The sequence below is a fragment of the Aminobacterium sp. UBA4987 genome (assembly GCF_002396985.1).
Lineage (GTDB): Bacteria > Synergistota > Synergistia > Synergistales > Aminobacteriaceae > Aminobacterium > Aminobacterium colombiense.
Genome location: NZ_DGZF01000014.1, coordinates 1 through 19,583 on the forward strand (window position 1 = coordinate 1; position 19,583 = coordinate 19,583).

17 protein-coding genes are annotated in these 19,583 nt (G+C 48.2%); 5 read left to right on the forward strand and 12 right to left on the reverse strand.

Translation table 11 applies throughout. The features are described 5' to 3' along the window. Positions 1–2 precede the first annotated feature (2 nt). From glyA to B2U56_RS09490, 5 genes are all read right to left on the reverse strand, one after another. The gene (gene glyA, locus B2U56_RS09470) at positions 3–1,259 is read right to left on the reverse strand and encodes a serine hydroxymethyltransferase (protein WP_013047610.1); all 1,257 of its coding nucleotides are present in this window, start codon (positions 1,257–1,259) and stop codon (positions 3–5) included. A gap of 41 nt (positions 1,260–1,300) precedes the next feature. After that, complete coding sequence (locus tag B2U56_RS09475; RefSeq protein WP_013049161.1) at positions 1,301–2,494, reverse strand: glycine C-acetyltransferase; 1,194 nt, start codon at positions 2,492–2,494, stop codon at positions 1,301–1,303. Between the two features lie 31 nt (positions 2,495–2,525). Then, positions 2,526–3,494: an L-threonine 3-dehydrogenase gene (locus B2U56_RS09480; protein ID WP_041459391.1), complete on the reverse strand. Its 969-nt coding sequence runs from the start codon at positions 3,492–3,494 to the stop codon at positions 2,526–2,528. A 25-nt stretch (positions 3,495–3,519) separates the two neighbouring features. After that, positions 3,520–3,804 carry a hypothetical protein gene (locus tag B2U56_RS09485; protein WP_013049163.1) on the reverse strand — a complete coding sequence of 95 codons (285 nt, stop codon included), beginning with the start codon at positions 3,802–3,804 and terminating at the stop codon, positions 3,520–3,522. 149 nt (positions 3,805–3,953) lie between these two features. Next, positions 3,954–4,544: a hypothetical protein gene (locus B2U56_RS09490; protein WP_013049164.1), complete on the reverse strand. Its 591-nt coding sequence runs from the start codon at positions 4,542–4,544 to the stop codon at positions 3,954–3,956. A gap of 167 nt (positions 4,545–4,711) precedes the next feature. Between B2U56_RS09490 and B2U56_RS09495 the strand changes: the two genes are divergently transcribed. Then, complete coding sequence (locus B2U56_RS09495; RefSeq protein ID WP_273311916.1) at positions 4,712–5,896, forward strand: NAD(P)-dependent malic enzyme; 1,185 nt, start codon at positions 4,712–4,714, stop codon at positions 5,894–5,896. Between the two features lie 77 nt (positions 5,897–5,973). Here B2U56_RS09495 and B2U56_RS09500 read toward each other — a convergent pair whose 3' ends face one another. Next, positions 5,974–7,485: an AMP-binding protein gene (locus B2U56_RS09500; protein ID WP_273311919.1), complete on the reverse strand. Its 1,512-nt coding sequence runs from the start codon at positions 7,483–7,485 to the stop codon at positions 5,974–5,976. A 77-nt stretch (positions 7,486–7,562) separates the two neighbouring features. Between B2U56_RS09500 and B2U56_RS09505 the strand changes: the two genes are divergently transcribed. Beyond that, the gene (locus tag B2U56_RS09505) at positions 7,563–8,453 is read left to right on the forward strand and encodes an asparagine synthase-related protein (RefSeq protein WP_148211360.1); all 891 of its coding nucleotides are present in this window, start codon (positions 7,563–7,565) and stop codon (positions 8,451–8,453) included. Next, entirely contained in the window at positions 8,450–9,703 is a 1,254-nt protein-coding gene (gene larC, locus B2U56_RS09510; RefSeq protein ID WP_286953617.1) for a nickel pincer cofactor biosynthesis protein LarC, read from the forward strand. The genes B2U56_RS09505 and larC overlap by 4 nt, the downstream gene beginning before the upstream one ends. Before the next feature lie 99 nt (positions 9,704–9,802). Here larC and B2U56_RS09515 read toward each other — a convergent pair whose 3' ends face one another. The 3 genes from B2U56_RS09515 to B2U56_RS09525 all read right to left on the reverse strand — a co-directional run bounded on the left by B2U56_RS09515 (position 9,803) and on the right by B2U56_RS09525 (position 13,421). Beyond that, a complete protein-coding gene (locus B2U56_RS09515; RefSeq protein WP_286953618.1) occupies positions 9,803–10,936 on the reverse strand; it encodes an alanine racemase in 1,134 nt (377 codons plus the stop codon). 85 nt (positions 10,937–11,021) lie between these two features. Further along, positions 11,022–12,221: a M20 metallopeptidase family protein gene (locus tag B2U56_RS09520; RefSeq protein WP_286953619.1), complete on the reverse strand. Its 1,200-nt coding sequence runs from the start codon at positions 12,219–12,221 to the stop codon at positions 11,022–11,024. 18 nt (positions 12,222–12,239) lie between these two features. Beyond that, a complete protein-coding gene (locus tag B2U56_RS09525; RefSeq protein ID WP_286953620.1) occupies positions 12,240–13,421 on the reverse strand; it encodes a hypothetical protein in 1,182 nt (393 codons plus the stop codon). Between the two features lie 335 nt (positions 13,422–13,756). Here B2U56_RS09525 and B2U56_RS09530 point away from each other — a divergent pair, with 335 nt between their 5' ends. Both B2U56_RS09530 and B2U56_RS09535 read left to right on the forward strand, forming a co-directional pair. Next, positions 13,757–13,981 (forward strand): DUF3343 domain-containing protein, encoded by a 225-nt coding sequence (locus tag B2U56_RS09530; protein ID WP_013049172.1) that lies wholly within the window; start codon positions 13,757–13,759, stop codon positions 13,979–13,981. 248 nt (positions 13,982–14,229) lie between these two features. Further along, complete coding sequence (locus B2U56_RS09535) at positions 14,230–14,640, forward strand: hypothetical protein (RefSeq protein WP_286953623.1); 411 nt, start codon at positions 14,230–14,232, stop codon at positions 14,638–14,640. A gap of 90 nt (positions 14,641–14,730) precedes the next feature. Here B2U56_RS09535 and B2U56_RS09540 read toward each other — a convergent pair whose 3' ends face one another. The 3 genes from B2U56_RS09540 to dnaK all read right to left on the reverse strand — a co-directional run bounded on the left by B2U56_RS09540 (position 14,731) and on the right by dnaK (position 19,539). Continuing rightward, the gene (locus B2U56_RS09540; protein WP_286953625.1) at positions 14,731–16,077 is read right to left on the reverse strand and encodes an FAD-dependent oxidoreductase; all 1,347 of its coding nucleotides are present in this window, start codon (positions 16,075–16,077) and stop codon (positions 14,731–14,733) included. A 58-nt stretch (positions 16,078–16,135) separates the two neighbouring features. Continuing rightward, positions 16,136–17,527: a dipeptidase PepV gene (gene pepV, locus B2U56_RS09545; RefSeq protein ID WP_286953626.1), complete on the reverse strand. Its 1,392-nt coding sequence runs from the start codon at positions 17,525–17,527 to the stop codon at positions 16,136–16,138. A 122-nt stretch (positions 17,528–17,649) separates the two neighbouring features. Further along, on the reverse strand, positions 17,650–19,539 hold the full coding sequence (dnaK, locus tag B2U56_RS09550) for a molecular chaperone DnaK (RefSeq protein ID WP_286953628.1): 1,890 nt from the start codon (positions 19,537–19,539) through the stop codon (positions 17,650–17,652). Positions 19,540–19,583: the final 44 nt, after the last annotated feature.

Consider the following 19,583-nt stretch of genomic DNA (forward strand, 5'->3'; position numbering starts at 1 on the left):
GCTTACATTCCCGCGTAGAGGGGATATTTGCCACAGAGATCAAGGACCTCGGCGCGGATGCGGGAAAGTACCTTATCGTTCTCTACGTTCTTCGCCACTTCGTCCATCCAGGACGCTATCTGCTCCATCTCGCTGGAACCAAAGCCGCGGGTGGTCACCGCCGGCGTGCCGATTCTCACTCCGCTGGTGATAAAGGGGCTCTGGGTGTCGAAAGGCACTGTGTTCTTGTTCACCGTGATGCCTGCCTTGTCAAGGGCTGTCTCAAGGGCCTTACCCGTTACGCCACGGCTCGTGAGGTTGATCAGGATAAGGTGGTTGTCCGTTCCACCGGAAACAAGATGAAAATCATGTTTCAGAAGGGCTTCCGCGAGGGAGGCCGCGTTCTTGACTATTCTGCCCTGGTACTCCTTGAAGGACGGCTGAAGGGCTTCCTCAAAAGCCACTGCCTTGGACGCGATAATGTGCATAAGAGGACCGCCCTGCATGCCGGGGAAGATGCTCTTGTCAACTCCCTTGGCAAAGGCCTCTCGGCACATGATCATGCCGCCGCGGGGGCCGCGAAGGGTCTTATGGGTGGTGGTGGTGACAAAATCGCAGAATGGAATGGGGTCTTTGTGAAGCTTCGCCGCCACAAGACCCGCTATGTGCGCAATGTCGAACATCAGCAGAGAGCCTGCCTTGTCCGCTATCTCGCGGAATTTCTCCGCATCAATCTCACGGGGATAGGCGCTGCCGCCGCAGACGATGAGCTTAGGCCTGTGGGCTAGGGCAAGGCGTTCAACTTCGGCAAAGTCGATGGTCTCTGTATCTTTGCTCACTCCGTAAGGAATGATGTTGTACAGCTGTCCGGAAAAGTTCACCGGGGAGCCATGGGTCAGGTGGCCGCCGTGGGACAAGTTCATGGCCAGAATGGTGTCGCCGGGCTCAAGGCATGTAAAGTAGACTGCCATGTTGGCCTGGGAGCCGGAGTGAGGCTGGACGTTCACGTGGTCGCAGCCAAAAAGCTGTTTCGCTCTGTCACGGGCAAGGTTCTCGGCTTCATCAACTACGTGGCAGCCTCCGTAGTAGCGGTGGGCAGGGTAGCCTTCCGCGTATTTATTGGTCAGCACTGATCCCATGGCGCACATGACGGCGGGGGATACAAAGTTCTCTGAGGCTATAAGCTCGATGCCATGTTCCTGACGCTCCCGTTCACGGGTTATAACGTCGGCTATGGCCCGATCCGTCTTCTCTAATTCTTCCCATGCTTTCTCAAACATATACATTTCTCCTTCCACTCTATGTGTATCCTCGTTTATATCTATCTCGATGATGAGATAATTTTCATTTCCTCTCCAACAAGCTGGAATTTCTGAAGGGCAAAATTAAGGTCTTCCTTTGTGTGAGCAGCTGAGACCATCACTCGAATGCGAGCTGTCCCCATAGGCACTGTGGGGAATGTAATAGCGCCGGCAAAGACTCCCTCTTCAAAGAGGCGGGCGCTGAATTTCTTGGCCTCTGTAGCTTCCCCAATAATGACAGGTGTGATGGGCGTTTCGCTATGCCCAATGTTGAAGCCCATGTCTTTAAGTCCCTTTTTGAGGTATCGTCCGTTTTCCCAGAGGCGTTTAACCCGATCTTCACTTCTTGAAAGCTCTTCAAGGGCAGCCAGGTTCGCACCAATATCAGGAACGGTCATAGCGCTGCTGAAAAGGTTGGGACGAGCTTTTTGCCTAATATAATCTACCAATTCGGCATCTCCGGCTACAAAACCGCCAACTACGCCAAAAGCCTTGGAAAGGGTGCCAACTTCTACATCGACCCGGCCATGAAGATTGAAGTGGTCCACAATTCCTCTGCCGCCTCGGCCAAGGACACCTTCTCCATGGGCGTCATCCACCATGATCATAGCTCCATGCTTTTCTGCCACTTCAACAAGCGCTGGCAGCGGAGCTATATCGCCGTCCATGGAAAAGACCCCATCGCTGATAACAAGTTTGTGACAGTTTACATTGTCATATTTTGCCAGCTGAGCATCAAGATTCTCTGGATCCGCGTGTTTAAAGCGGACTATTTCAGCTCGGCTTAAACGGCACCCGTCGATAATTGACGCATGGTTTAATTCGTCACTAAAGATAAGATCTCCTTTGCTTACCAGAGGAGGAATGGCTGCCAGGTTTGCGCAAAAACCGGACTGGACCACCATAGCCGCCTCTGTACCCTTAAATTCTGCGAGTTTTTTCTCTAGTTCCAGGTGAAGGTCAAGGGTTCCCGCAATGGTACGGACCGCTCCGGGCCCAACTCCCCATTTATCAACATACTTCTTGACCGCTTCAATAAGAGCGGGGTCGTTACAGAAACCCAGATAGTTATTAGAGCAGCACGAAAGATATTTTTTCCCCTCTATCTCTACCCATGCTCCCTGAGGGCCTGCTATGACAGGTATATTCGTATACAAGCCTTCCCTTTTCAACCGGTCCAGCTCTTCTGTAATAAAGGTTTTCTTTATGGTCATCTTTTCTTCCCCCTCTTAGATAATTTTTCTTTTACTTTTTGTTACATTTTTTCACTTTTAGGGTCTCTTTGAGATGGGCCAACATATCCTCGGTCATTTTATCGAGATCATATTTGGGGTCAAATCCCCACTCTTCCCTGGCAGCGCTTACATCCAGAGAGTTTGGCCAGGACTCGGCAATAGACTGTCGAACAGGATCCACTTTATATCCCAACGTGAAATGGGGTATGTACTTTCTGATTGAAGCCGCCAACTCCTCGGGATCAAAGCTCATGGCAGAAATATTGAAGGCGTTGCGATGTTTCAGTTTTGAAGAATCTGCCTCCATAAGCTGGATAACAGCATCTATAGCATCGGGCATATACATCATATCCATATAGGTGCCCGCGGCAATGAATGAATCATAATGACCATCGGCAATAGCCTTATAGTAAATTTCTACGGCATAGTCAGTCGTTCCTCCACCTGGTTCTGTCTCGTAGGATATCAGGCCTGGAAAACGGACACCTCGTGTATCCAGGCCATATTTTTTATGGTAGTAATCGCAAAGAAGCTCTCCTGTTACCTTCGTAATGCCATACATGGTGGCGGGCCTTTGAATGGTATCCTGAGGCGTATGGTCCAAAGGTGTATTAGGCCCAAAGGCCGCTATGGAACTGGGGAAAAAAACCGCACACTGTTTTTCTCGCGCTACTTCTAATGTATTAAAAAGCCCGCCAGCATTAATTTGCCAGGCAAGCTGAGGCTTTGCTTCGCCAACAGCCGAAAGAAGACCCGCCAGATGAAGAATCGTATCAATATTATATTTCTCCACAATACGTACAAGGGTGTCACTTTCACGGACATCAAGAATTTCAAAAGGTCCGTCACCAAGCTTTTCTATGCCTGTCGTTTTAATATCAGACCCCACAACATGGTCGGAGCCGTACTGGCAACGAAGCTTCTTTACAAGTTCCGTTCCAATCTGCCCTAGACACCCTGTGACCAAAAAATTTTTCACCACCCACTCCTCCTTCATCACCTTTTTATGAATTATTAAATAAAATAAAGGACCCCCGAAGAGGCCCTTTATGGTATTGTTCCGTACAAACTCCTGATGTCATAGCAGTTGATGTAGTAGTAGTCGACGTAGTAGTCGACGTGGTAGTCATTGTAGTTGCAGTTACTGTTTTATTTTTGTGACCTGCCATAGGAGAACCTGCTCTCAAGGCTTGGCGCTGTGAGCTCATTTCTTCCACGAAAGAAACTGTTTTTATTTTAAGACAGGGGGTGATAAGCCCTTTGGCAAAGTTCGATGTTAAAGCCCGCATTACGTCCTCCCACTTCTTTACTTGACAGCTTTATCTTAGTATTTTAACTCAACCTGCCTAGTATACGCACAGTCTTTAGAAGAAACAAGCTAAAACACTCACTCTTTTTTTATTTTACCATGGCCCCGAACCGGGGCCTGTTTCTTTTATCAGGTGGTACGGCACTCCGCCTGTTTTCTTCTGGGAAGGAAGGGAAGGTCAAGTTCTCCGGCAAAGGCCTCCATTCGGTGAGGAGCCACAAAGCCCCGCCCATCTTTCCATTCCACGTAGACCCAATTTTCAGGAGTGCCCCTTAAACGCACTTTTCCTCTATACCAGCCCCGCTGTTTTATGCCGTCTGTGATTATTTTTTGCCCCTCTGTGGTGTTTCTCTTTTTGACAGTCCAATATCCATCATCTCCCCAGGGGACGGTTCGGCTCTTAAAGACCCAGGCAGAATCTTTATATTCCAGATAGGAAAAAGTATCCGGCACAGGGTTTCCTTCTACATGAAGAAAGCTATGTCTCACCTCTCTTGGAGTCCCCTGATCTGAATAAGTTATTTCTTGTCGAAGCCCTTCTGGCAAGGATTGGGAGGCTCCATCCTCTGAGATTGGAGCGGAAACCTCCTTCCCGGAATTTTTCAGGGATTCTGGGAGTTCTATTTCATCGGGTTGAACAGAACTTTGGGCGAGAGCAGCTGTTGCAAATAAAAAGATAAGACAGACAATACCCACCCAACGAAAAAACCTGTTTGCCATACCACTCACCTCTCTTTTGTTTATTCTCTCATAATTTTTTATAAGTCGTCAAAGAAAAAGAAGACGAAAAGGCGATTTGATGTGTAGAATAATAAGCTGGTAATTATAAACTATCGGGGGAATTCGCTATCTCGCCTAGCAGCCCACGAAATAAAAGGAGGATTCCCATGCGGAAAGAAGCAATCTTCGCCAAGGCCCTATTAGCCCATCAGCAGTCAAAAGGGAAAGTTGCCATTACAAGCAAACTTCCTGTTGAAAGTATGGAAGACCTTGCCATCGCCTATACTCCAGGCGTCGCTGAACCGTGCAGAGAAATAGAGAAAAACCCTGACGCTGTCTATGATGTCACCTCTAAGGGAAACATGGTGGCTGTCGTTACCGACGGATCTGCCGTGCTTGGTCTGGGAGATATTGGCCCTGACGCAGCCCTGCCTGTCATGGAAGGCAAAGCCGTTCTCTTTAAGCGCTTTGCAAATGTAGACGCTTTTCCAATCTGTATCAGATCCCAGGATCCTGAAGAAATCGTGCGGACCACTGCCCTTATTACCCCAGCTTTTGGCGGCATAAATCTTGAGGACATTTCAGCTCCCCGATGCTTCGAAATTGAACGCCGGCTTAAGGAGGTATGTGATATTCCCGTATTCCATGATGATCAGCATGGAACGGCGGTTATAGTTCTTGCAGGCCTCATAAACTCTTTCAAGCTGGTTAAGAAAAACATCGAAGATGTGAAGATCGTCATGAGCGGCGCTGGTGCCGCTGGCATTGCCATATGCCGCTTTTTGCTCTCTGCCGGAGCAAAGAATGTTATACTCTGCGACCGGAGCGGCGCTATTTACAATGGCCGGCCTGAGCATATGAACTGGGCCAAAGATGAGATTGCAAAAGAGACAAATCCCAATAAAGAGATGGGAAACCTTGCCGAGGTCCTGAAGGGGGCCGATGTCTTCCTTGGCATTTCGGCTCCCGGAGTGGTGACCACAGAAATGGTGAAGACCATGGCCAAGGACCCTATTCTTTTTGCCATGGCCAACCCAACCCCTGAAATTTACCCTGATGAGGCCCAGGCTGGCGGAGCCGCTGTTGTCGCTACAGGACGAAGTGATTTTCCAAACCAGATAAACAATTGTCTTGGCTTCCCAGGCATTTTCAGAGGAACACTCGATGTACGGGCCAGCACAATAAATGAAGAAATGAAGCTTGCTGCCAGTGAAGCAATAGCGTCGCTCATATCAGATGAAGAGCTGACGGCTGAGCGGATCATCCCCGAGCCCCTTGATCCGCGGGTTGTTCCCTCCGTTGCTAAAGCAGTGGCCGAAGCAGCTAGAAGGACAGGCGTGGCAAGAATCTAAAAGTACGAAAACGTAATCTTTACATAGCCAAAGAGAGGCGGTGGAAATATCGCCTCTCTTTGGTTTATGGAGTAAACTTATATTACTCGGTTATTCTGCTCTAACTCTCTGAGCTGCTGCTCTCTCAGCTTTCTTCTTAAAACTTTCCCCACTCCTGAAAGAGGAAGCTCTCGCACAAAACATATCTTTCTGGGAATTTTATAATAGGCAAGCTGATCTTTACAGAAATTCGCCAGTTCAGAAGACGTGAGTCCGCTTCCTTCTTCCCTTACCACAAATGCCACCGGAATTTCTCCGCTTACAGGATGTTTGCCGCCAATGACAGCCGCTTCGATAACGTCGGGGTGGCGTTTCAGGATTCGCTCTATTTCTTGAGGGAAGACATTGTACCCGCCAACAATAAGCATATCGCTGACCCTGTCAAGAATTGTAATAAAGCCATCTTCGTCGATCCGAACCATATCTCCAGTATTGAACCACCCTTTAGAAAATCGTTCGGCTGTCAATTCAGGGGCTTTTAAGTAGCCTGAAGCAACAGAAGGCCCCTTAACCCAGAGAACGCCTTCCTTTCCTTTTTTCAGGGAGTTTCCCTCTTCGTCCCGAACATCCAGAGAGTAGCCTGGAAGGGCTGGTCCCACCGTGCCCTCTTTTCGCATCGTGTCGTTAGGGTTACATGAAACCACAGGGGAACATTCGGTAAGGCCGTATCCTTGATAGATAATAACGCTAAAAGTATCTCGAACCCGCTGTTCCAGCTCTGGTTCCAGGGCTCCCCCCCCGGTAAGAATATACTGGAGAGAGGAAGGCAAAGCCTCTCCCTTACTCACAGCCCCGAGGAGGAAGGGCAGCATCGTGGGAACTGCGATAAGGATATTTGTTTCTGAATCACGAAGGGCCCTGAAGAAGTTCTTTGTGGGCATAAAGGAAGGGACTATCACTTCGCGAAGACCCCAGAGCATGGGCAATAATCCGCAAATCGTATATCCCAGAGAGTGAAAATTGGGCAGCACGTTCAGCAATGTCTGATGTTCCTCAAAACCCTCTATGGTCTGCTGTACCTTCAGAGTGTTATCGTAAAGGTTTGAATGGGTAAGAGGCACTGCCTTGGGATCCCCCGTGGTTCCAGAAGTAGCAAAAATAACGGCAACTTCAGGATCCCCCTTCTCCACATGACGGCCTTGAAAGGGCGGGAGAGGTCCTTCAAGAGGAGCAACGGTCCAGGGAAAGGAAGAGAGGGACAGGGCTTCAGCCACAACCCCTTTTTCATCAGAAGTAATAACGCCCCATGGACAAATATGATGGAGCATGGCAATAGTGGCTTCTTTTCCCGAACGACTGTTCAGCGGAACGACGGTTCCCCCAAGCTGCCACACGGCAAGGGAAAGATAGAGTACCAGAGGAGAGTTGGGAAGAAAAAGAACCAGACGGTCCCCAGCGCCAAAACCTTTTTCCTCCAGGTTTTTACGGCACTGATCAACGACATCCAGCACATGGCTTCCTGATAACCACTTTCCTTCCCACCAGAGAATAGCATTATCTTTATCGTTTTTAAGACGGGAGAAAGCGATTTCTTCCAGGCGTTTTCTCATAGGCGGCCCCTTCTTTCTTTTTTATATGGTGTTAGAATACCACGGATAGGAAAAGTGGTGAACCACAGTAAGAGAAAATGATACAATCATTGATGTTTAAAAGAGAGTTGGTGGGAGAGTTGAGCTATACTATCTTAAAAAAATATTTACCTGATGCTGTTATTAAAAAACTGAAGCAATCTCGACGATGTGTCGTTTCTTTCTCTGGAGGAATTGACAGCGCCGTAGTGGTGGCTATCATGGCGTCTCTCATGGCTCCGGAGGATGTACATGCTGCCATGTTTCGTTCCTTTTTGCATTTCCCAGAGGAGATGGAACGGGGGGGCCTATTTTGCCACAGCCTGGGAGTTACCCTTCACCCTCTCCCTGGCCCCGAGCTGGATGTAGACGAAGTTATGAACAACAGCAGTGAACGCTGTAGATTTTGCAAGAAAGCACGGGGACGGGAGCTCCTTGAATTTGCCAAAGGCATAGAGGCCGATCTTGTTCTGGAAGGCTCTAACGCGGATGACCTCAAAGATGCTACACGTCTTGGCACAAAAGTACTGAAAGAAATGCCCCAAATCTATTCCCCCCTTGCGGAGGGTGGTCTTTCGAAAGACAAGGTGCGAACTCTTGCCAAAGAACTGGATATTTCATGGTGGGACGAACAGGCAACAGCGTGTCTTGCCACCCGTTTTCCTGAGGGACATCCTCTCGCGGCAGCAGAATGTTCACGTGTCGCCAGAGCTGAATGGGCCTTAAGAAAAGCAGGGTTTTCACAGGTGAGGATAAAGGTTTTGGGAGCCATAGCCTGTCTGCAAGTTCCTCAGACTCTCATGGAACAGGCTTTAACGCGAAGAGAGGAAATTCTCGAAATAGGGATGAAAGAAGGCTTTCACCATCTCATGCTCGATTTGCAGGGATATGAATGGGGAAGAAAGTGGATAGAAGAAAAAGATCTTTCAGGAAGGACGGAGCACATATGAAAACTCTTTACCTGGATTGTTTTTCTGGTATTTCAGGAAACATGTTCCTCGCAGCCCTTCTAGATCTTGGGCTCGATAGAAAAGAATTTCTTGAAAAGATGAAAACCTTGCGAATTCCATCGGGGCACCATCATCATGGTGAAGTACACCATGATAGCGGCGCGGGATATGAGATCCATATAAAGGACACCGTGCGAAACGGGTTTTCCGGCATCGATCTGACCGTTACAAGTACGGAGGATCACCCTCACCGCGGACTTATGGACGTGTGGGATGTTATTGATGAAAGCGGCCTTTCCCATAACGTAAAACAAAAGAGCAAAGACGCTTTTAAGCTCCTTGCCGAAGCTGAAGGAAAAGTACATGGCCTTCCTCCGGAGAAGGTCCATTTTCATGAGGTGGGAGCTGTTGATTCCATTGTTGATATTGTGGGTGCCTTTGTTCTCATGGAAATGCTCGAACCTGACTCTGTTATCTGCTCGCCTCTTAATGTGGGAAGCGGAACGATCAGATGCGCTCATGGCGTTCTTCCTGTTCCAGCTCCCGCCACTGAAAATCTCCTCATTGGCATGCCCGTATATTCAGCAGGCTCTCCCATAGAGCGGGTTACCCCCACAGGAGCCCTGCTGGTGAAGATGCTTGCATCCCACTTTGGAACCATGCCGGCAGGCAAGGTGATGGGAAGCGGACGGGGGTTAGGGTCTCGTGAAAGCGATATTCCAAACTTTTTACGAGTTACCCTTCTTGAGGAAACAAAAGAGAAGGACAATGCCCCTTCAGCATCAAAAGAAGAGCCCTTTATTCGCGATGTAGGAATCCTTCTTGAAACGAACATTGACGATATGAACCCTCAATACTATGAGCCTGTAATGGAACGTCTTTTCTCTATTGGCGCCATGGATGTCTGGCTTGAAACCATTATCATGAAAAAGGGACGGCCTGCCATTCGCCTTTGCTGCCTTGTATCTCTTTCCCAGGAAGAACAAGCCGCGGAAATTATCTTAAAGGGAACTACAACGCTGGGGCTGCGGCGTTCTGAAGTAGACCGGATAAAGCTTCGCCACCACATTACGCCAATGGAAACTACTTTTGGCCTGGTGCGGATCAAAGAAGCCTGGTGGGGGAACGAAAGGCTTCGCGCCAATCCAGAGTATGAAGACCTCAAACGAATTTCGAAAGAAACTGGCATTCCTCTAAACAGCCTGCGGGAAGAAGTGCTGCGTCAAATTGAAGAAATGGGTCATCCATAGCGCTCGACCAGCAAAGAAATGTATGTAAAAACGCCCCATTTCTTCTCAGGGAGAAAAGATGGGGCGTTTCTTGTATCGATCAAAATATAGTATATAATCCTATTTCGACATTCCCCTGGCTAGAATCTTATACTCCTCCTGAACCTGTCCATTCCTCACGCCGTAAAGTACAGGATACAGATTACATGTGGGACACGCGTGGTTGGGTATGATCTCTACCTTGTCACCGATGCGGAATGCCATGTCCTCGGGAGGGGTAAACATGCCGTGCTCCTCTGAGAGGCTTTTCAAATAGACGGTGGGGCTCTTTTTCAGCAGTCCGAAACCGGGGCTCGATGTTATGTTCCCACGGTGAAAATAAAAGGTCAGCGCCTTCGTTCCAGCGTCCAGAACTATACGGTCAGGAGCCGGGCAGCTGATTACCGTAGCCAGCACTGAGAGGGCACAATGTTCGTAGGTTCCTATAACCCCTGCCTGGTCGGCGTCCAGAAACACGTAGGTTCCCGGTCTGATCTCTGTAATTCCCTGCATAATTTCCGAAACAAGAAGAGATGGCGTAGAGCCAATACTGATCTCCTCAACCCCTATGCCTTCTTTTCGAAGAAATTCAGCCATCTCAAGCATCATATTTTGGCTGCTTTGGGAAATTGACCGGACTTCTGATATGGTTGTCGCATTATAGCAGTTCCCATCGTGGGTAAAGATACCTCTCAATTTAAGAGAGTCACGGTATCGAATAAGTTTCGCCAACTCAAGAATCTCTTCTTTTGAGCCCACCCCTGTACGATGATAACCGGTGTCCACATCAATCATTATTTCCATGGGACGAGACTCCCCATCGAAGGTTTCCGCCAGCATTTTGACATGATCAGGATGATCAACACCTACAGCGAGGGTTGTTTTTCGAGCGAGGGCAAGAAGACGATCCATTTTTATATCGCCCGCAAGCTCATTGGCTATAAAAATATCGTCAATTCCTTCTGCCGCCATAACCTCTCCTTCGCCAAGCTTTGCCACAGTAATACCTTTAGCGCCGGCAGCCAGCTGCTTTTTTGCTATATCCGGCGTTCTATGGGTCTTTATGTGAGGGCGAAGATTGACCCCTGCTCTCTGGGCCTTTTGCTGCATCCAGTTTATGTTTCTCTCCATAACATCCAGGTCCACAAGTAATGAAGGGGTATCAAGATCTGTTATCTCACAACCTCTGAAAGGCTCATGAAGACATTTCATCATACTCTCCCACCTCTATTCTCTTTCTTATCATGATGTATATATTCACACTCTATTATAATCGGAAATTTTTCTCATGCCTTCTCTCTTATCTATTAAATGTTTCAAGAAAACGCCAGGCCAAAGACGAAAGGAGGGCCACTCCATTGGTCAACACGCTATCGTTTGTTCGGAAATTGGGGCTATGGTGCTGAGCATCCGTTCCCTTTGATGGATCGCCCATCCCGAGGAAGAATAGCACTCCTGGCACTTTCTGCTGATAGAAGCTGAAATCCTCAGATCCCATGACAATGGGAAGTTCCTCAAGGGCTTTTTCACCCAGAAGTTCACCTGTGGTTTCCCTAAGAAGGCCTACCATGGCCGCATCGTTGACCGTGACAGGATAGATAGGTATAAAATCGACCTTGACCTCACATCGAAGGGCAGCGGCAATTCCTTCAGCAATACGGCTGATCCGCCCCCCCATACTTTCTCTAACTTGAGGGTTTGTAGTGCGCACATTGCCCTGGATACGGGCTGTTTCTGGAATAATGTTGGCAGCTGTTCCCGACTCAATCTTTCCAACGCTAAGAACTGCTGTCTCAAGGGGGTCTATTTCACGGCTCACTACAGTTTGAATCGTCGTAATTATGGTGGCCGCGGCAATAGTGGGGTCTATGGCCTCGTGGGGCCTCGATCCATGGCCTCCCCGACCTTTTACCTCAATCTCCCATATATCGGCAGAGGCCATCATGGGGCCGCTGCGAAAACCTATCTTTCCCGCCTCAAGGGTGCTCCAGACATGAAGCCCGCAAATTGCATCCACTCCAGCCAACGCGTCTTCCTTAATGAGCATCGGGGCACCAGAATTAACCCCTGCTTCCTCCGCCGGCTGAAAGACGAGACGGACCCGGCCGGGCAGTTCTTCTTTAAGGGCAGCGAGAACATGGGCCACCCCAAGAAGGATCGCCGCATGGGCATCGTGTCCGCAGGCATGCATAACCCCGTCACAGGTGGATTTCCAGGGGTCATCCACAGCTTCCTGAAGAGGAAGGGCATCGATGTCAGCTCGGATAGCAATGAGCGGGCCATCTTCCTTTCCTGTAATATCCGCTATGACTCCCGACCCTGTTCCATAAAAACCGCGACGGATATTTTCATATCCAAGGTCTATCAAGACCGATTCGATCTTTTTTGATGTTTCCTCTTCTTTCCATGGCAGCTCTGGATGAGCATGAAAGTCATGACGGAAATCTATAACTTTCTGCTCAACTTCAGATGCAAGGGCGTGGATTTTTTCTGTGTTCATAATAATAGCTCCTTTGATCTAAAGTAATTTCACGAGGAATCCCGCAAGGAAGACAGATGCAATGGTCACTGTAGTAAAACCGGATACAAGCATTTTTGGAAGAATGCCCGTGAGTATAAAATCCCTTTCCTCTGATGTTTCTCCCACAGCATTGGCCACTTCCTGAGAAACAATAAATGTTCCGGGGAAGCCAAAAAGACAGCATACCCCCACGGCCAGACACATTTCCCAGGTGTAACCAAAGATCTTTGATGAGACAAAGGCGACAATGACAATGCCAACCACGGAAACTGCAAAGGCTACGACGATGGGGAAAATCAGAGACGCCACCATCTGAGGGGTTGCTTTGTTCAGGCTCATGAAAATAGGCACTAAAAGGGCGAAAAGGGCCAAGCCTGTGGAATTGGCCTTGTCAAGAATTTTATGCTCAAGGAAACCAATTTCGTAAAAAACAATTCCAAAGATAAGGGCCATAACAAATTGATTTATTACTCCGCCAAGGGCCTTGGCACACATAACAGCGAGCCAGCCAACAAGCATGGCCTTCATAATGAGAATAAAAGGCGTTTGCAAATCTTTGGGAGTGGCAGGAAAAAGTCTCCAAGTGGGCTCCTCAGGGTTGCTTTTGACCTTGCTCCCTTTATCAGACAAAAGTCCTTCACCCCTCCTGAAAATTTCACGAAGACGCCGGCCTTCTCTGGAAAGGCAGACAGAAGCGATAGGGAGACCCACAAAATTCTGAAGAACGAGGAGCAATGTCACAAAAACAAGCACTGTTTCAAGACCCTTGGCTTTGGCAGCCTCGCTCATAATAAGGGTCGCTACAACCCCGCCTGAAATAGGGCCTGCGGCAGGGACAGCATACTCTTTACCTATGATGGGTGAACCGATGATAAAGAGGGCAGCCGCGGCGGCAACGATAGCTCCGAGAGCTATAATGACGGTCTTCCACTCCTCTTTAAGATCTCGAAGTTTCATCAAAGTGCCCATATGGATCATCAACATGGGAATAAGGGCAATAGCCAGTTTGACTATAACAGCGTCTTCAAAGAGTGTTGCGGGGATGCCAAACCAGAACCCTACCATGAAAATAATGCCGGAAACAAAAAGCATGGAACAGATAGCCTTTGTTTTTTGAGCTACAAAATCACCAATAGAGTAAACAACTGCTATGACTAAAAGTGCTGTTACCGCGTTCATTTCTATTCCTCCTTTAGGAATTTATTTAAATAAAAAAAGGCCAGGACCCCACATTCGGAGGTCCTGGCCTTGAAGCGCGCGAAGTACCTGCGCCAGCAGGCTTATAGGGCCTCCTCGCATGGGTACCAATAGGCAAAAAAGAAAGAAAAAAATTCGCAAACTAAAGAATTTTTCATTAAAACAACAACCTCACATAAAAAGTTGCTCTCTTCTTACCATGATTTATCTATGCCGTCAAGAAAATACTTTCATGATATTATGGCGTTATCTGCTTTAGTGTAGAAAGTAGATTGCGAGCTTCAGGATTCCATTAAACACGAGGAGGAAACATTTTTATGAAGTGTCTTGTAACCTTTCATGTCACCAGTATGGCCCTCATGTTCGAAAAACTGTGTCGAAAAGAGGGAATGGACGTAAAGATTATCCCCGTTCCCCGCCAGATTTCTGCTAGCTGCGGTCTTGCCTGCAGCTACCCTTGTGATAAAGAAGAAGCTGTTCGCCAGGTCTGCGAGAAAAAGAAAATTGAAACCGCAGGATTTCATGTAATAGAAGATCTCTAATCTCCTCTAGACAAATTTTTCCTTTTGCATAGCAATGGAGTTATAATACCCAATTGGGTATAAGGAGAGGGAGCGGAACGGCTCTTGGCTTCGAGAACATTGCGCTTCTTGAGGGGGCACCCTGGCCTTACGAATTGCGATAGAAATTCAGTAAAAATGCCGAAATTCTCACTGTCCTTTCTCACGATATGCAAACTCCCCCAGGGTTTTAAAATATGGATACCATTTAATTAAGGAGGAGTTTAGTGATGAAGAAAAGTTTCATTCTTATTGTCATAGCAGTTCTTGTTTTAACCTTTGCAGGTTCAGCATGGGCCCACGGCGGCAACAGCACTGGCAGAAGGTGTGGAGGAGGGCATATGGCCTATTGTGGCAGTGCTCAAAATCAGAGTTTCGGCCATCACATGATGAGAAGAACACAACCAGGGATGGGATTTAGGAATTCAAGCAACCTTCCTTTTGATCAGAGGAATATTCCTCAGGATATTCTGAACAAGCGAGATGAAATGAGAAGAACCCATTTGGAATTGCGACTGGAGCTTGCACAGCCTCAGGTAAATCATGAGAAAGCCTTATCACTCCATGAAAAGATGCTCAACCTTCGTCAGGAGCTATCCCGCTGGATGTTCAACCAGAGGCTTGCCAATGGAATGAGATAATAGAACTTTTAATTCTTCACAGTCCTGAATAAATAAGAGAATGGGTCCTTCTCAATGGGAGGGCCCATTTTCTTATAGCCTAACTTTTAATCATATCAACTGGCGGGCAGCTATTTGTATTGGATCCAAGGGAAGGGAAAATGGCGGGGCATATCCCAAATCAAGATCTACAAGCTCACGTACAGTCATTCGTGCTGCTATTGCTGCGGCAACCACATCAATACGCTTCGCTGAACCATGATTTCCCACGATTTGGGCACCTAGAATGCGTCCTCCCGGCTTTTCCGCAATCATTTTTACGTGGATCTGCCCGGCGTCAGGATAATAGCCCGCCTGGGTCTTGCTTTTAATAGTCACCGTGTCGTAATTAAAATCGAGGTCCTCCAGCTCTTTCTCAGAAACCCCTGTTCTTGCCACCTCAAGCTCGCAGTGCTTGCTCACTGCTGTTCCTATGACTCCAGGGAAGCGTTCCTCCCCCCCTCCCATATTTATGCCCGCGACCCTGCCCGTTTTATTGGCCACAGATCCAAGAGCGATCCAAAAGGGGCGGTTTGTTACCATATGCCATGTTTGGGCACAGTCACCGGCAGCCCAAATACCTTCTGTTTCTGTTGCCATGGCCTGATCTACAAGAATTGAATCCTTTGCGCCAAGAGGAAGGCCTGCCTCCTTGGCAAGTTTCGAGTTGGGACGCACGCCAAGACCAAGAATAACCATATCCGCGGGGATGGCGCGCTGGTCTGTTACAACTGCTTTAACCCGGCCGCTATCCCTTTCAATGGCTTTCACCGTTTCACCAAGATAGAGTTCGGTGCCCACGCGGCGAATGGCCTGAGCTATATGCTCCGCCATATCTATATCGAAGGTATTCATGACCTGGAACGAACGATCCACTAGGCTCACCTTCATCCGCCTTATACAAAAGGCTTCGGCCATTTCAAGGCCAATATAGCCTCCCCCAACCACTACTACACGCTGAGGCTGTCTCTCTTCAATAAATCGATGAAGCAAAATACCATCTTGCAGAACGCTCAGCTGAAAAACTCCCTCTCCATCAAGGCCTTCTACAGCCGGACGAATAGGCGCAGATCCTGTAGCAAAAAGCAGATGGTCAAAGGTATCGGCAAAAACTTCCCCTGTTTTCAAATCCAAAACATTGACAGTTCTATCCTGAATATCCACACTAAGCACTTCATGAAGCACAAGGGCCCGTATGTTCTGCTTAGACATAAACTCCTCAGGTGTCCGAACAATGAGTTCGTTTTCTTTTTCCACCAGGCCGGCTATGTAATAGGGCATGCCGCATGCTGAATAGGATGTATGGGGAGAGCGTTCGTATGCTACGATCTCAGCTTTGGGCTGCAACTTTCGGATCTGCCCTGCCGCTGACATTCCCGCCGCATCGCCACCGATAATAACGTATTTTTCTCGTTCCATCAGGGGCACCTCCTTATCAGTTCGTAAGATGGAGTTTCCTCTACCTTTACTTCATAGCCTAACGCGCCAACGCTACCATGGCCTGAGCCATTATCTTCACATTTTTCATCAGATCCTCTATTGCCCAACACTCGTTCTCTTCGTGAATCGTATAGGACTGACCTGGTAAGATGGGGCCAAAAGCCACTACATTAGGCATAGATTTTGCATAGGTGCCGCCGCCGATAGCAAGAAGATCGGCCTGAAGGCCCGTCTGTTCTTCATAGACCCTCTTAAGAGTTTTGATCAGTTCAGTTTCTGGATCTACATAGAGAGGAGCTGCATGTTTCACCTTCGTAATGGTTATGCCCGCATTAGTGAGGGTTTCCTCGAGAATTGGCATAACATCAGATTCTTTTTTCGTTACGGGATAGCGCAAATTTAAGGTAAATTCAACTTCAGGTCCGTTGCTGCTCATTGTCCCAAGGCAGACGGTCAACGGTCCAGAAATACGGTCTCTCATGGTAACGCCAAGGGATTTTCCATCTGTTTCAAAACCAATGATACCGTTAAGGGAACGTACAAAAGAAGCCTGGGAGCCTCCCAAATTGACCTTTGAAAGAATATCAATGACACAGAGAAGAGCGTTCACACCAAGCTCTGGGGTGCTTCCATGGGCAGGTACTCCCTGAATTTCTATTACAAGGGTTCCCTCAGCGGTGTCTTCTACTATCTTATATCCGCTTCTATCAGGTCCATTCCAAGAATCCACTATGGATGCGAGGCGCCTTCTTTCTTCGGCTGAAGCCCGAAGGATAACCTGGCTTGACGCAGCCACAACATTAGGAGCCACCCCGCCATTGAGGGAAGAGATGACAACCGGGCCATCCCCTTCGAAAGAAGCTTTGCACGTTACTGTCAAAACCCCTTTTTCGGCATAGATGATGGGATACTCTGCATCGGGAGTGAATCCGGCTGCTGGCAGATCTTCAGTTTTGACGTAGCGAGCCATGCACTGACTGCCTGATTCTTCATTGGTTCCAAAGATGATGCGAATGCGCCGTTTTAAGGGAATTTTAAGATCTTTAATGGCTTTCAGGGCAAAGAGCGCTCCCAACGTAGGGCCTTTGTCGTCTATAACCCCCCGCCCCCATATCTTTCCATCATGGATTTCCCCGCTGTAAGGATCGCAGGTCCAGCCTTTTCCCTCTGGTACCACATCGAGATGGCCGAGAACTGCAACCATTTCTTCCCCTTCTCCCCATTCGGCATACCCTGCCACGTTATCTACGTTTTTCGTGCGGAAGCCAAGCTCTTCTGCCAGGGCCAATGTATGGTCAAGGGCACGCCTGACCTCCCGCCCGAAAGGAGCATTTTCTTCAGGAGTCCCCGCAACGCTGGGGATTCGAATAGATTCCTGTACGGCTGATACAATATGGTGTTTCAGCCCATCAATAGCGCGATTGAGCATAAAAGTCCCTCCTAAGATATTTAGATCTTCCCTCCCCCCGATCCACTTTCTCTGTTTCTACGAAAAGATCGGCTAGGTATACCATATTGTAACAGAGGACTACCTGACCATATCTATTTTCCTTAACTATCGCTCCCCTGGCCTGAATCAGTAAATTCAGCGTCCACCACATCTTCAGACTGGCTGGCACTCCCTTGACCTTCTTTTTGATTGCTCGATTCAGCGGAAGCTACCACCTGAAGGACCTGTTGCAGTTCAGATATGCTTACCTTCATGCTCTCGACTGTTGCATCAGGTTTTTTGAGCAGATCTTTCCCTTCCTCCAGCAAACTTCGGGCCCTGGACCTTTGGGCCGGCTCAAGGATGCTTTCTTTTTCAGTCAGTTCTTTCTCCAGTCTGTATGTAAGGGTTTCCAGTTCATTCTTAGCATCAGCCCTTTCCCTTTTTTTACGGTCTTCAGCAGAATGCTCCTGAGCTTCCCGCACCATCCGTTCCACTTCTTTTTTATCGAGGTTGGTAGACCCGGCTATGGTAATCTGCTGTTCTTTTCCCGTATCTCTATCTCGTGCCGAAACTTTCAGAATTCCATTAGCATCGACATCGAGGGTCACTTCTATTTGAGGAATGCCTCGAGGGGCCCTTCGTATGCCCTCTAATTTAAAATTACCGAGAACTCTGTTATCCGCAGCCATTTCCCGCTCTCCCTGAAGAATGACAATGTCCACCGCCGGCTGGTTGTCTTCAGCTGTTGTGAAGGTCTCAGTCTTTTTATAAGGGATGGTGGTATTCTTATCGATGACCTTTGTCATAACGCCTCCCATGGTCTCCACTCCAAGGGATAGGGGTATGACGTCGAGAAGAAGAACATCTTTCATTTCACCCTTTAAAATACCAGCCTGGATAGCTGCTCCCATAGCCACAACCTCATCGGGATTAACAGACATATTTGGGTTCTTTCCCCCTGTAAACTCTTTTACAATGGCCTGTACAGCGGGCATTCGCGTAGCCCCTCCCACAAGAACAACTTCATCGATATCCGAAGCAGACATTTTGGCTCCGGCAAGAGCATCTTGCATGGGCTTAAGACATCGTTTCACTAGCGGTTCCGTAAGCTGCTCTAATTTAGCCCTGGTCAGATTCATGCTTAGATGCTTGGGTCCAGTAGCGTCAGCAGTAATAAAGGGCAGACTGATCTCTGTAGACGTTCTCCCGGAAAGCTCGCATTTCGCCTTTTCCGCCCCTTCATAAAGCCGCTGAAGGGCCTGACGATCTTTTCTCAAATCAATGCCATTTTCTTTTCTAAATTCATCTGCGATGTAATCCACGAGAACTTTATCGAAATCGTCACCGCCGAGGTGGGTATCACCGGAAGTGGCCAGCACTTCGACAACGCCCTCCCCGATATCGAGGATGGAAACGTCAAAGGTTCCGCCGCCCAAATCAAAAACAAGAATCTTCTGCTCTTTCTGTTTTTCAAGGCCGTAGGCAAGGGCCGCGGCTGTGGGTTCATTGATGATTCTGAGCACATTTAAGCCGGCAATGGATGCCGCGTCTTTCGTTGCCTGCCGCTGGGCATCGTTAAAGTATGCCGGTATGGTAATGACAACATCTGTAATGGCATCCCCAAGGTACGAACTCGCGTCACTGACCAATTTTTTCAGCACCTGGGCGCTTATCTCCTCTGGAGCATATTCTTTGCCCCAGGCCTCAAAGCGTACCGCCTTGTTCGGTCCTTCCTTGACCTTGTAGGGAACTATTTTCATCTCTGATGTTACTTCATCGTAAGTCCGCCCTATAAAACGCTTCACAGAAAAAAGAGTTCCATCGGGATTCAACGTAGCCTGCCGTTTTGCCATAGCTCCCACCAAACGCTCCCCATCTCTGGTATAGGCGACTACAGAGGGAGTTGTCCGGCTTCCTTCTGAATTGGCGATAACAGTAGGAACTCCGCCTTCTACCACTGCGATAACAGAATTGGTTGTTCCAAGATCAATACCAACAGCTTTTTTCATCCTTTATCCCTCCCAACTTTGACCTTTGTTGACCAATACATATT

What these genes read in the sequence shown, in the direction of transcription:
- glyA (WP_013047610.1), bottom strand. Translation starts at nt 1,259, where the DNA reads ATGTTTGAGAAAGCATGGGAAGAATTAGAGAAGACGGATCGGGCCATA.
- B2U56_RS09520 (WP_286953619.1), bottom strand. Translation starts at nt 12,221, where the DNA reads ATGAACACAGAAAAAATCCACGCCCTTGCATCTGAAGTTGAGCAGAAA.
- B2U56_RS09500 (WP_273311919.1), bottom strand. Translation starts at nt 7,485, where the DNA reads ATGAGAAAACGCCTGGAAGAAATCGCTTTCTCCCGTCTTAAAAACGAT.
- B2U56_RS09525 (WP_286953620.1), bottom strand. Translation starts at nt 13,421, where the DNA reads ATGAACGCGGTAACAGCACTTTTAGTCATAGCAGTTGTTTACTCTATT.
- B2U56_RS09485 (WP_013049163.1), bottom strand. Translation starts at nt 3,804, where the DNA reads ATGCGGGCTTTAACATCGAACTTTGCCAAAGGGCTTATCACCCCCTGT.
- B2U56_RS09530 (WP_013049172.1), top strand. Translation starts at nt 13,757, where the DNA reads ATGAAGTGTCTTGTAACCTTTCATGTCACCAGTATGGCCCTCATGTTC.
- dnaK (WP_286953628.1), bottom strand. Translation starts at nt 19,539, where the DNA reads ATGAAAAAAGCTGTTGGTATTGATCTTGGAACAACCAATTCTGTTATC.
- larC (WP_286953617.1), top strand. Translation starts at nt 8,450, where the DNA reads ATGAAAACTCTTTACCTGGATTGTTTTTCTGGTATTTCAGGAAACATG.
- B2U56_RS09495 (WP_273311916.1), top strand. Translation starts at nt 4,712, where the DNA reads ATGCGGAAAGAAGCAATCTTCGCCAAGGCCCTATTAGCCCATCAGCAG.
- B2U56_RS09515 (WP_286953618.1), bottom strand. Translation starts at nt 10,936, where the DNA reads ATGATGAAATGTCTTCATGAGCCTTTCAGAGGTTGTGAGATAACAGAT.
- B2U56_RS09505 (WP_148211360.1), top strand. Translation starts at nt 7,563, where the DNA reads ATGATACAATCATTGATGTTTAAAAGAGAGTTGGTGGGAGAGTTGAGC.
- B2U56_RS09540 (WP_286953625.1), bottom strand. Translation starts at nt 16,077, where the DNA reads ATGGAACGAGAAAAATACGTTATTATCGGTGGCGATGCGGCGGGAATG.
- B2U56_RS09475 (WP_013049161.1), bottom strand. Translation starts at nt 2,494, where the DNA reads ATGACCATAAAGAAAACCTTTATTACAGAAGAGCTGGACCGGTTGAAA.
- B2U56_RS09535 (WP_286953623.1), top strand. Translation starts at nt 14,230, where the DNA reads ATGAAGAAAAGTTTCATTCTTATTGTCATAGCAGTTCTTGTTTTAACC.
- B2U56_RS09490 (WP_013049164.1), bottom strand. Translation starts at nt 4,544, where the DNA reads ATGGCAAACAGGTTTTTTCGTTGGGTGGGTATTGTCTGTCTTATCTTT.
- pepV (WP_286953626.1), bottom strand. Translation starts at nt 17,527, where the DNA reads ATGCTCAATCGCGCTATTGATGGGCTGAAACACCATATTGTATCAGCC.